The organism is Blautia sp. AM23-13AC, assembly GCF_003435675.1.
GTDB lineage: Bacteria > Bacillota > Clostridia > Lachnospirales > Lachnospiraceae > Fusicatenibacter > Fusicatenibacter saccharivorans.
The window spans coordinates 108,134-120,235 of record NZ_QTUL01000009.1; the positions used below are offsets into that span (position 1 = coordinate 108,134).

Below are 12,102 nucleotides of genomic sequence, written 5' to 3' on the forward strand. Positions count from 1 at the left end.
GGATCAGGATGGACAGGATTACCCAGTCAAGTCTGAACAGATTTGCCCACCTTTTTGCGGCAGAGACGCTCGTCAGCCGCCCGATTTGCCGCTATCCAGAGCTCTTCAGAGACGATAGCAGGAATTTTCCCCGCATAGACGTACTGCCCGCCCGGCGGTGTAGGGAGCGTTTTTCCGGTGTTAAAATCGTAATGCTTCTTGTTCATGACTACGGTGCCTTTATTCATGGGATTCCGCACCATGCGGATAATGTCTGTTCCAGAGAATGGTTTTCCGGCGCGGCTGCGGACGCCCTCCGCTGCCAGAACCGCCGCAATTTTCCGTCCGCCGAGACCGTCTGCACAGAGTTCGTACATACGGCGCTTCACTGCGGCCTCCTCCGGGATGATCTCAATCGCTCCGTCTGCCGTCCGCCGGTAACCATAACTTTTTGAGGTCAGCACCGGCTTTCCATTATTCTGCTGCCGTTTCTGGTGCGCCAGATTCATCTTCTTGCTCAGCTCCCGGCTGTACTCCTCCGCCAGAATCGCCTTAATGCCGGTCAGAAGCGCGTCTTCCGGCGAATAGAATGTGTTCTCCAGATAAAAATACAGCCGCTTTCCGGCGCAGTTTAAGCGGTCTGCGAACAGATACCAGTCCCGCGTGTTCCGCATCAGGCGGTCCTGCGACTTGATTACGACGACATCAAACCGGTTCTGCTCGAGATCCTCGTACAGGCGGTTATATTCCCATCTGCCCTTCCGGCTCGTACCGGAGCGGCTCTCCACGTAGGCATCCACAAGCCTCCATCCTCTTGCCCGGATTGCCTCTTCCGCCTCCGCCGCCTGTCTTACCAGCGCATCCTTCTGATTTTCCTCCTCGGTGCTGCACCTTGCATAATAAACCGCACGCAGCTTCTCCTCTTCCATCTCCTGTCTCACTTTCCAGATGCTTCTCTTTACTATATAGAAAAAAGGACCGGAAAGTTCCGACCCTCTTTTTGTAATTTCTTTTACGGATTGCACCGTCCGCACGGCTCATAGCCTTCGGCGATCAGGTCCTCGCGCGGTCCCTGATATGTCGCCTTGTTTTCATCCTTAATCGAGCTGACGCTGGAGCATGACGGCAGGTGGAATTTCATGCTGGATGTGTTCATGACATATTCCTGCTGATCCGTCATCGTTCCGCTGCTTTCGCTTAACGTGCTGTCTCCCGTTGCATAATTAATTGAGATGCCCGGCTGATTGTTGTATGCGAAGATATGGAAGGAAATGCCCTCGCCGTCATCTTCCATGGAAAGTGCCTCCATCTCCACACCGTCCGCTACAAGGTTGTCCCCGGTAAAAATTGGTGTAACGCGGTACAGCACATGGTTTCCGGTCTCTTTGACGTAGTCGGCAACCATGTTTTCAAACGGCAGCATGCCCTCGACATTCAGATAACGTGTTCCAGTGATCAGATTCTTCTCGTTTGCATTCTCACCGGTCAGCTGGTATCCGATCAGATGGCAGCGGTTGTACAGATATTTACCTTCCACCTGATCGTATTTTACCGTATGCCAGCCCGTCGGCTTTACCTGGCCGATCGCGCCGCGCTTCTCCGTCGGCATCAGATCCTGGCCAATATTCGCCTCTGCCACGCCGCACCGTCCCAGGCTGTCCAGATCGCTGTAATGCTCGTACGACTCGGTCGTCTTTTCCTCATCGGTAAAATCCGGCTCATTTCCGTTTAAAACGACATACGGTTCACCGGAAAACTCCGGAACATCAAGAACTGAAACGGCCGTCGGTGCCTGATCGGTAATCTGGGATTCCGTCATCGTATAAGCGGCCGTAACCTCCGAACCGGAATCTGCTCTCTCCGTCGAGAGAAGATCCTGCGCCTCACAGCCGGTCAGTGTCAGAGCAAGAAGCGCCGCCAGCAGCAGAAGCTGTTTTCTTAGTTTTTTCATTTCTCATATACCTCTTTCGTTATTTTCTCATGGGAATAGCCTGCAAACTCCTCCTCGGACACTTTATTCCATTTGGAAAGATCCAGGTCGAATTTCCGGTCAGACGGATAATGCCGGTTCCACCAGAAAACGATGATTTTCTCTATCTTCGCTTCCACAGCCTGCAGTCCCGTATTCTCCACAAAGCAGTATTCTCCTTCGCCTGCCTGCTCCAGAAAATCTGCCGCCGCCTGAAGTGTTACCTTCCCACTCTCCTTCTGCTCCGCGAACAGCTTTTCCGAAGCCGGATTCATCCAGAGCGTTTTCCCCTCACACAGTTCGCAGATTTTTTCCGTTACCACGCGGTCCCGCGAAACGCGTCGTCCGCCAAACTGCATTCCTCTTCGTTCTTCCAGACATACGATTCCAATCATCTGTCATCCTCCCTTCTCTTGCGTGTGCATATCTGAACACCTGACTGCCGTAGATAATCAGATAGCCAAGCCCCTCTCTTGCCCCGATAAACTCTCCGATTACAACACCGACGAGGCACAGGCCGATGTTGACCTTCCACACGGCGAGCAGCCCCGGAAACGACCACGGCAGCACGACGCGGAACAGCATATCCTTCTTCGTTCCGCCGAGTGTTGCAATCAGGCGGAGCATATCCGGCTCCACACTCTGAAAGCTGCTGTAAATGCTGATCACCGAGCCGAATATCGCAACGGAAATGCCGGCCGTGATGATCGTTTTCACGTTTGCCCCCATCCACACAATGAGAAGCGGGGCGAGCGCCGATTTCGGCAGGCTGTTCAGGACTACCAGGTACGGCTCCATCACCGCAGAAAAGCGCGGAAAGAGCCACAAAAGCACAGCGAACGCCATGCCAAGTGCCGAGACGAGCAGAAAGCTGATTCCCGTCTCATACACCGTGATCCCGATATGGCGCAGAAGGTTCTGCTCCGTCAGCAGGGTCACGAACGTTTTTCCCACCCGCACAGGGCTGGAAAAGATAAACGGATCGATCCATCTCAGATCCGCCGCCACCTCCCATAATACCAGAAAACTGACGAGAAGCAAAGCCCGAAACACCCGCACCCGCTCCCGTTCTCTTTTTTTCTGCCGGAGATACGCCCTCTGAAAGCTGCTCTCCGGCGTTTTTGCCTGCTCACGCATTTTCATTCAGCTCCTTCCAGATGGCATTGAAATACGTTTTAAATTCCGGCGCACTGCGCGCTTTCATCGGCGTGCGCTCCTCCATCGCAAACCGGATCGGAATCTTTTTTTTCACATATGCCGGCCGTGCCGCCAGAACAATCACACGGTCCGCCATGCTGATGGCCTCCGAAATATCGTGTGTCACGAGAATTGCTGTCTTTCCCTCTTTTTTGATGATCTTTCCGATATCATCACAGACGTTCAGCCTCGTCTGGTAGTCGAGAGCGGAGAACGGCTCGTCAAGCAGCAGAAGATCCGGCTCCATCGCCAGTGTACGGATCAGTGCCGCCCTCTGCCGCATACCGCCGGAAAGTTCGGACGGACGGGCATTGGAAAAGGATTTCAGGCCGTATGTCTCCATCATCTCCCCGACTTTTTCTTTCCGCTCGGGTGTCAGCGTGCGCGAAATCTCAAGGCCCAGCAGAACGTTGCTGTAGATGGTCCGCCATTCAAACAGGTGGTCTCTCTGCAGCATGTAGCCGATATGGAGATCCGCCTCCGTGATCGGCCGTCCGCGGCTCAGCAGAGTTCCCGCCTCCGGCTTTAAAAGACCGGAAATCAAGTTCAGGATCGTGCTCTTTCCGCAGCCGCTCGGTCCGACAAGAGCAACAAATTCCCCCGTTTTTACCGAAAAGGTCAGATCGCACAGCGCCGGTGTTTCTCCTTTCATGGTGTGATAGGACAGTGATATATGCTCTAATGACAGGATTTGATCATCCATTTTTTTGCATCCTCCTCTATCTATAAGATATCATATGCAGCTTGCATCCCAGCCGCGCTGAGGCTATAATAGAAAGGATTGAAAGATACCAGGAGGTTTGAAGATACATTATGGCCAATAAAAGAAATTACCAGAAGGAGCTGGATGCGAAGATTGCAGGACTTCACGGTGAAGTTCCGACCTTGCTGCTGCACAGCTGCTGTGCGCCGTGCAGCAGTTACGTGCTGGAATATCTGTCGCAGTATTTTTCCATTACGCTCTTTTACTATAATCCCAACATCTATCCGCCGACGGAGTACGAGCACCGCGTGGAGGAACAGCAGCGTCTGATCCATTCTCTTCCCGCCGTGCATCCGATTTCCTTCTGCCCCGGCCCGTACGATTCTGACCGGTTCTATGAGCTGACACGCGGGATGGAAAATGTGCCGGAGGGCGGCGAGCGCTGTTTTGTCTGCTATGAAATGCGGCTCCGCGAAGCGGCCGAAATGGCAAAGCAGCTCAAACTCGACTATTTTACAACAACCCTCTCCATCAGCCCGCTGAAAAACGCGGAAAAGCTGAATGAAATCGGAGAACGGCTTGCCGCCGAATACGGGATCCCATATCTCAATTCAGATTTCAAGAAACGGGGCGGCTACCAGCGTTCCATCGAACTTTCCCATGAATACGGTCTCTACCGCCAGGACTACTGCGGCTGCGTCTTTTCCCGCCAGGAACGCGACGCACGGGTGGCAGCACAGGAAAATGGCAACAGCTGATGTGCTCTTTGAAGTGTCCGGCCAAAAGCTCCGTCAGGATATGCTGTACGAACTGATTTTCCTGAAACTTGTAACAGCAAACGCCCTTTGCAGCAGATCTTTTTCCTGCAAAGGGCGTTCGTATTTCTGTCATATTTCTCATGATACCAGAAAACCCGCAGAACCTTACGTCCTGCGGGTTTCTAAAGAATAAGCCGAAAATCAGATTCGAACTGACGACCCCTTCATTACGAGTGAAGTGCTCTACCGGCTGAGCTATTTCGGCCTGTGAAATTCATTTTCTGAATGACACAATCATTATTATACCGTATTTTTTTGAAATTGCAAGCATTTTTTTGAAATTTATGAATCTTTTTCTAGAATTTGTTCCGCCCCACTGATTTCCTGCCGTTTTCATCCTTGTTGTTTTCACATCCCTGACGCAAATTTTATGCATAAACTTTGTCCTTGCTTTCAAAAATTAAGGAAAACCATCACTTTTCCTTATAAAAATTAATGTATTTTGAAAGAAAAGCATTGACAACCGCCAAAAAAGTAAGTATAGTTTTTAACTAAAGGAAGAAAGGGGCTGTTGTCATGACCATGCAATACGATAATCTGGAAGACAAGCTCAGTCAGCTTGTAGAGTATACGAAAGATTCCGGAAAGATTGATTTATCTTTATACACTGAGTACGATGTAAAACGGGGACTGCGTGATTCCACCGGTAAAGGTGTTCTCACCGGCCTGACCGAAATTTCCGATGTTATCGGCTTCGATATTGATGAGCGCACCGGCGAAAAAGTTCCGACCGATGGCCGTCTCTATTTTCAGGGCTATAACGTCGCAGATCTGATCAAAGGTATGGAAGGACGACGCTTCGGTTTTGAAGAGATTACCTATCTTCTTCTGTTCGGTTCTCTTCCGACAGAACCGCAGTTAAATGATTTCAACGAAATTTTAAGTATCTACCGCGAGCTGCCGGACACTTTTGTCCGCGACGTTGTCATGAAGGCCACCAGCAAAAACATGATGAATACTCTGCAGCGCTGTGTGCTGACCCTGTATTCCTACGACGAAAAGCCGGATGACATTTCCATTCCGAACGTCCTCCGCCAGGCTTTGAGTTTGATCGCCAAAATGCCGCTGATCGCCGTTTACGGCTACCATGCATACCGCCACTACCACGAAAACCAGAACCTGATCATCCGAAATCCGAAACCGGAGCTGTCGATGGCTGAAAACATTCTGCAGATGCTTCACCCGGATGGAGAATACACTGCTCTGGAGGCAAAGGTTCTCGATGTTGCGTTAATTCTTCACGCAGACCACGGCGGCGGAAATAACTCAACATTTACGACACACGTTGTCTCCTCCTCCGGAACCGATACCTACTCTGCTGTTGCGGCTTCTTTAAGTTCCTTAAAAGGACCGCGCCACGGCGGTGCCAACTTGAAGGTTATGGAGATGTTTGAAAATATTGAAGAGAATGTTACAAACTGGGAAGACGAAAACGAACTGCGCACCTACCTGACCAAAATGCTTGATCGTGAAACATTCGATGGAACTGGTCTTATCTATGGTATGGGCCATGCTGTTTATACCCTGTCCGATCCACGTTGTGTGATTCTGAAAGAATATGCAAAGAAGCTTTCCGCTGAGAAGCACCGCGAGAAAGAATTTGCTCTCTATGAGTCTGTAGAACGCATTGCCGGCGAGTGTATCGCCAGAAAGCGCCGTCTGCTCAAACCAGTCTGTGCAAATGTTGATTTCTACAGCGGTTTCGTCTACACAATGCTTGGCCTTCCAAAAGAGCTCTACACCCCGATCTTTGCTATCTCCCGTATCTCCGGCTGGTCCGCACACCGGATCGAAGAGCTTGTCAACGAAGGAAAGATCATCCGTCCGGCTTATAAATATGTCGGTCATCATCGTCCGTACGTTGCCATTGAAAGAAGAACCCCAAGAAAGACTTCCCACAGTTTTTCAAATAACTAAAAAATTATGCGAAAAGGACACCTGCCCGTACCGTTCTGGTATCGGGCAGGTGTCCTTTTATTGCCAAGTGATCTCTCGAAAAACCCGCGGAGCGTGCTTCTCATGGTTATAAACAAAACTCTGCGTTATACCCGGATCTTTGTTCCCTTGGTGTCTCGTTTTGCCAGCTTAATCTTCGCTGTCAGAGAAATCTCTTTGTCGTGATACGTGATCGTGTAATCCATCCGGCTTGCCAGCAGATACGCATGCTCTACCGCGTCGTCCTCTGCCATACGGATACCACGCACACCAACGGCTGCTTTTTTCTTCTCCGGCACTTCACTCGTAAGGAAGCGCAGGAAGACACCGTTTTTCGTCTGCAGAACCACATACTCCTGCTCCTGGCAGACCTCGGCAAGAATCAGACGGTCCTCCTCGGATGAAAGCTTCGTCGCCGCGATCGTTCGTTTTACGACATCAAACTCGGATCCATCGACAAGTTTTACCATACCGGCCGCGCTGACGAACAGCAGCTTATTGTTCTTGATATGTTCCAGTGCATCGACGTAAATCATCTGCTCCTTCTGGCTGCTGTAATTTCCAAGGTTGTCGATCGGCGTTCCCTTGTCACGGAATCTTCCATACGGGATGTCCATTACTTTGATGCTGTGCATCATGCCAAGATCCGTAAAGACGCAGATCTTATCGGTGTTTTTGCACTGGAACACATATTTGTTCTCGTTGTGCACAGCCTCTTTGTTCCGCTCGTAAGCAGACGTATCGATCGTCTTCGCATAACCGAAGCGGTCCATCAGGAAGACAACATCCATCTCCTCGACCTTCGGCTCCTCAAGAACAATCGCCTCAGCATTTTCAATCGCCGTTTTCCGCTTGTGGCCGTACTCTTTTTTTATCTGCGTCAGATCTTCCATAATAACTTCCGACATCGAGTCGTAATGATTTAAGATATCCTCGTACTTTGTAATCTTCGCCACAGTCGCCTCATGATCTTTTAAGAGTGCTTCCACTTCCAGTCCGATCAGTTTCTGCAGACGCATCTCCAGAATCGCCGTTGCCTGGCGTTCCGTAAAGCAGAGCTGTGCTGCCATACGCTCACTTGACTTTGATTTGAAGCGGATACCATCGGTCACTCCCATAATCAGACACTCTTTGACCTGCTTCTGTGTCTTGCTTCCGCGCAGGATCTCAATGATCAGATCGATCACATCGCATGCCTTGATCAGACCTTCCTGCACCTCGCGGCGCTCCATCTCTTTGCGGAGAAGGTTCTGGTATTTGCGGGTTGCCACTTCAAACTGGAAATCAACGTGATGCTCGATCACCTGTTTAAGGCTTAACGTCTCCGGTCTTCCATCTGCCACGGCGAGCATGTTGACACCGAACGTATCTTCCAAACGTGTTTTCTTGTACAGCAGATTCGTGATCCGCTCCACATCCGCGCCTTTTTTCAGTTCGAGCACGATGCGTGTTCCTTCTTTCGAGGACTGGTTGGAAATGTCGACGATTTCCGGCGCTTTCTTGCTCTCCACAAGCCCCGCCACATCGTTTAGGAACTTTCCGATGTTCGCACCGATCATCGGGTACGGAATTTCGGTGATCACAAGATACTGCTTTCCGTTTCTGCCTTTCTCCACTTCCACTTTTCCGCGGATTTTAATCTTTCCGACACCTTTTTCGTAGATCGACAGCAGGTCATCCTGATTGACGACAATACCGCCGGTCGGGAAATCCGGTCCTTTGATGTATTTCATCAGACCTTTAACGGTGATGTCGTTGTTTTTCATGTAGGCCTTGACCGCATCCACAATCTCACACAGGTTGTGCGGCGGAATGCTTGTTGCCATACCGACAGCGATACCGTCTGCGCCATTCAACAGAAGGTTCGGCACGCGCACCGGCAGAACAGACGGCTCTTTTTCCGTCTCGTCGAAGTTCGGTACGAAATCGACAACGTCTTTGTCGAGATCCTTTAAATAGACCTCCTGTGTAATTTTCTGCAGTCTCGCCTCGGTATATCGCATTGCAGCGGCACCGTCACCCTCAATCGACCCGAAGTTTCCGTGACCGTCCACAAGCGGCTGCCCTTTTTTGAAATCCTGTGCCATTACGACAAGAGCATCGTAAATGGAACTGTCGCCGTGCGGATGGTATTTACCCATCGTATCGCCGACGATACGCGCGCACTTTCGGAACGGCTTGTCGTACTGGATGCCGAGCTCATACATGTCATACAGAGTACGGCGCTGTACCGGCTTTAAACCGTCCCGCACGTCCGGAAGCGCTCGGGAAATGATGACGCTCATCGCATAATCAATATAAGATTTCTGCATGACCTCAGAATATTCGGTCCGTATAATCTGATCTTCTGATTTTTCTTTCATCTTCCTTTGTCCTTCCTGTTAAATATCCAGCTCTGCATCGGTTGCATGCTCATAAATAAATGCTTTCCGCGGCGGAACCTCGGTTCCCATCAGTACTTCCGTCACATCGGAGGCCATACGGGCATCCTCGATCTCCACACGCTTCAAAAGTCTCGTCTCCGGATTCAGTGTCGTCTCCCAGAGCTGCTCCGGGTCCATCTCGCCAAGACCTTTGTAGCGCTGCAGCGTAAATTTTTCTTTGTGTGTCTTTCTGTATTTTTCCAGTGCTTTGTCGTCGTACAGATACTCTTCTTTTCCGCGGGACGGCATTGCCTTGTAAAGAGGCGGCATCGCGATATAGACATGTCCCTCGTAGATCAGCTCCGGCATGAAACGGTAGAACAGTGTCAGCAGCAGCGTTGAAATATGCGCACCGTCGACATCGGCATCTGCCATGATGATAATTTTATCGTAACGGAGCTTTGTGATATCGAAGTCGTTGCCGTAACCCTCGGAAAAGCCGCAGCCGAATGCATTGATCATGGATTTGATCTCGGCATTTGCCAGAACTTTATCAATAGAAGCCTTCTCTACGTTCAGAATCTTACCGCGGATCGGCAGAATCGCCTGGAAATTACGGTCACGCGCCGTCTTTGCGGAACCACCCGCAGAATCTCCCTCGACGATAAAGATCTCGCACAGCGACGGATCCTTTTTCTCGCAGTTTGCCAGTTTGCCGTTCGTATCAAACGAATATTTCTGCTTGGTCAGCATATTTGTCTTGGCTTTTTCTTCGCTTCTACGGATTTTGGCAGATCGCTCAGCGCAGGCAAGAACATTTTTCAGCACTTCGAGATTGCGGTCGAAATACAGCGGAATCTCCTCGCCCGTTACTTTTCCGGCGGCCTTTGCCGCATCCGGGTTGTCCAGCTTCGTTTTTGTCTGGCCCTCGAACCGCGGATCCGGGTGCTTGATCGAAATAACAGCGGTCATACCGTTTCGGATATCCGATCCCGTAAAGTTATTGTCTTTTTCTTTTAAGACACCGATCTCTCTGGCATAGCTGTTCATAATCGTCGTAAAGGTCGATTTGAAACCGGAAATATGGGTACCGCCCTCAGCGTTGTAGATATTATTACAGAAGCCGAGCACGTTTTCCTGGAATTCGTTGATATACTGGAACGCACATTCTACGGTAATGCCCTCAGATTCCCCTTTGAAATAAATCGGATCGTGGATTGCCTCTTTGTTCTTATTCAGATCGCGCACAAAACCAACAATGCCATCCGGCTCGTGATACGTCAGGTGCTCCTCTTTTCCATCGCGCAGATCGGAAAAATAAATGGTAAGCGCCGGGTTCAGATATGCAGTCTCATGGAGACGGCTTTTGACCTCTGTTGCGGAAAAACGCGTTTTCTCAAAGATTTCCGGATCCGGCAGGAAGTTGATGCGGGTTCCGCTGTTCTTCGTTTTTCCGATCTTCGGCAGCAGCCCCTCCTCATCGAGTTCCTGTACGGCAACACCTCGTTCGTAGCGGTCGTGATAAACCCAGCCGCCGAGGCTGACCTGTACGTCAAGATAGGTGGAAAGCGCATTGACAACCGAAGAACCGACACCGTGCAGACCGCCGCTTGTCTTGTACGCATTGTTGTCGAATTTACCGCCGGCGTGCAGGGTTGTAAAAACGAGACGCTCCGCCGGAACGCCTTTTTCATGCATGCCGACCGGAATTCCGCGGCCGTTGTCGGTCACGGTCGCCGAGCCGTCTGCTTCAAGTGTTACGTGAATGGTGTCGCAGTAGCCCGCAAGATGCTCGTCCACCGCATTGTCTACAATTTCATAAATCAGATGATTCAGGCCTTTCCGCGAGGTACTTCCGATATACATACCAGGGCGCTTACGCACTGCTTCGAGACCTTCCAGCACGGAAATACTGCTGGCATCATACGTTTCTTTTTTTGGCATAACTGTTCTATCCTCACTTATGTGTTACTGTCTTTTTCTCTTAAAAATACTTCTGTCTGTCCCCTTTTGGGGGCACAGTATTTTATTATATCATTTTTCTTCCCGGAATAGCAAGATTTTCTTTAGAAGAAAGAATCTCCTCCGTTCATCAGCTCCTTAAAAGAAGTCACGTAGCGGTCTGCTTCCTGCTCCATCTTTGCGCGGTTTCCTTCCCCGCTTCTGTCATACACGCCCACAGCCGCAAATCCGCCCATTTTGGCGCCGCGGATTCCCGCTAGGATATCTTCATATACCACACACGTTTCCGGCGGAAGAGACAGCTTTTCAGCCGCTTTCTCGTAGATATCCGGAAAGCCCTTGCCGCGCTTTACTTCCGAGACGGTGACAAATGCTTTAAAACACTCATAAATCCCATTTCTCTTTAAGGCCGGCTCATACAGCTCCGGGCTCGATGAGGTAGCAACCGCCATGTGGATTCCTTTTTCTTTTAAATAGCGGAGATATTCTGCTGCCCCGTCTTTTAACTCCACTTCATACGTATAGGCGTCGACCGCCATCTGATGCCACTCCTGAATCAGCTCTTCCGGCGTTTCCGGAAAGCCGAACCGTCTGATCGTGTAGCGGGCAGCCTCCAGAAAGCCGAGCGGTGTAATCGCCTCCTGATAATCCGGCGGAACCTCAAGTCCTCTCTTCTTTAAAAATGCAACATCGATGTCATCCCAGACCCGCATCGAGTCGAGCAGTGTTCCGTCCAGATCAAAAATGGCTCCTTTGTACTGTTTCATTTGTCTTCTCCTTCTCTATTCTAATCTTTTTTCTTTCTTTTTAGAACGTATTTCTGTTTTTCTTAGAACATTTGTTTGTTTTATCATACCATAACTGGCAAAAAATGCAAGTAAAATGCGAATTTCGCTACTTTTTGAAATTTTTTAAATTTTTTTCAAAAAAACACTTGCATTTTCTCCAGACATCGTGTATTATAAGCGAGTACGGTTCGTTGGTCAAGAGGCTAAGACGTCGCCCTCTCACGGCGAAAACAGGGGTTCGATTCCCCTACGAACTGCTGAAGGTTCGCAGGATGCCTTCTCTCTTAAAAATCCTGTTTTAAGCGACATGGTTCGTTGGTCAAGAGGCTAAGACGTCGCCCTCTCACGGCGAAAACAGGGGTTCGATTCCCCTACGAACTGCTGAAGG

At 50.1% G+C, this 12,102-nt stretch carries 10 protein-coding genes and 3 tRNA genes; 4 read left to right on the forward strand and 9 right to left on the reverse strand.

Features of this window, described 5'->3' with window-relative positions:
* Positions 1-26: 26 nt before the first annotated feature.
* From DW642_RS11170 to DW642_RS11190, 5 genes are all read right to left on the reverse strand, one after another.
* The gene (locus DW642_RS11170) at positions 27-920 is read right to left on the reverse strand and encodes a recombinase family protein (RefSeq protein ID WP_055228577.1); all 894 of its coding nucleotides are present in this window, start codon (positions 918-920) and stop codon (positions 27-29) included.
* A 71-nt stretch (positions 921-991) separates the two neighbouring features.
* Positions 992-1,930 carry a DNA/RNA non-specific endonuclease gene (locus DW642_RS11175; RefSeq protein WP_117510217.1) on the reverse strand — a complete coding sequence of 313 codons (939 nt, stop codon included), beginning with the start codon at positions 1,928-1,930 and terminating at the stop codon, positions 992-994.
* A complete protein-coding gene (locus DW642_RS11180) occupies positions 1,927-2,343 on the reverse strand; it encodes a hypothetical protein (protein WP_055217698.1) in 417 nt (138 codons plus the stop codon). The genes DW642_RS11175 and DW642_RS11180 overlap by 4 nt, the downstream gene beginning before the upstream one ends.
* The gene (locus DW642_RS11185) at positions 2,240-3,085 is read right to left on the reverse strand and encodes an ABC transporter permease (protein WP_117510236.1); all 846 of its coding nucleotides are present in this window, start codon (positions 3,083-3,085) and stop codon (positions 2,240-2,242) included. Before DW642_RS11185 ends, DW642_RS11180 begins: the two co-directional genes overlap by 104 nt.
* Positions 3,078-3,848 (reverse strand): ABC transporter ATP-binding protein, encoded by a 771-nt coding sequence (locus DW642_RS11190; RefSeq protein WP_117510218.1) that lies wholly within the window; start codon positions 3,846-3,848, stop codon positions 3,078-3,080. The genes DW642_RS11185 and DW642_RS11190 overlap by 8 nt, the downstream gene beginning before the upstream one ends.
* 110 nt (positions 3,849-3,958) lie before the next feature.
* Here DW642_RS11190 and DW642_RS11195 point away from each other — a divergent pair, with 110 nt between their 5' ends.
* The gene (locus tag DW642_RS11195; RefSeq protein WP_117510219.1) at positions 3,959-4,606 is read left to right on the forward strand and encodes an epoxyqueuosine reductase QueH; all 648 of its coding nucleotides are present in this window, start codon (positions 3,959-3,961) and stop codon (positions 4,604-4,606) included.
* Positions 4,607-4,798: 192 nt separating this feature from the next.
* Here the strand turns inward: DW642_RS11195 and DW642_RS11205 are convergent.
* Positions 4,799-4,871: transfer RNA gene (locus DW642_RS11205), tRNA-Thr, on the reverse strand.
* Positions 4,872-5,182: 311 nt separating this feature from the next.
* Here DW642_RS11205 and DW642_RS11210 point away from each other — a divergent pair.
* The gene (locus DW642_RS11210; RefSeq protein WP_117510221.1) at positions 5,183-6,583 is read left to right on the forward strand and encodes a citrate/2-methylcitrate synthase; all 1,401 of its coding nucleotides are present in this window, start codon (positions 5,183-5,185) and stop codon (positions 6,581-6,583) included.
* A 125-nt stretch (positions 6,584-6,708) separates the two neighbouring features.
* On the opposite strand, the gene DW642_RS11215 is transcribed toward DW642_RS11210, so the two are convergent.
* The 3 genes from DW642_RS11215 to DW642_RS11225 form a co-directional block, all read right to left on the reverse strand.
* Entirely contained in the window at positions 6,709-8,964 is a 2,256-nt protein-coding gene (locus DW642_RS11215) for a DNA gyrase/topoisomerase IV subunit A (protein ID WP_117510222.1), read from the reverse strand.
* Positions 8,965-8,982: 18 nt separating this feature from the next.
* Positions 8,983-10,908, reverse strand: coding sequence for a DNA gyrase/topoisomerase IV subunit B (locus DW642_RS11220; RefSeq protein WP_117510223.1), 1,926 nt, complete (start codon positions 10,906-10,908; stop codon positions 8,983-8,985).
* A gap of 122 nt (positions 10,909-11,030) precedes the next feature.
* Positions 11,031-11,693 (reverse strand): HAD family hydrolase, encoded by a 663-nt coding sequence (locus DW642_RS11225; protein WP_117510224.1) that lies wholly within the window; start codon positions 11,691-11,693, stop codon positions 11,031-11,033.
* 206 nt (positions 11,694-11,899) lie between these two features.
* Here DW642_RS11225 and DW642_RS11230 point away from each other — a divergent pair.
* Positions 11,900-11,971 (forward strand) — tRNA-Glu (locus DW642_RS11230).
* 52 nt (positions 11,972-12,023) lie between these two features.
* Positions 12,024-12,095, forward strand: a tRNA-Glu gene (locus DW642_RS11235).
* Positions 12,096-12,102 lie beyond the last annotated feature (7 nt).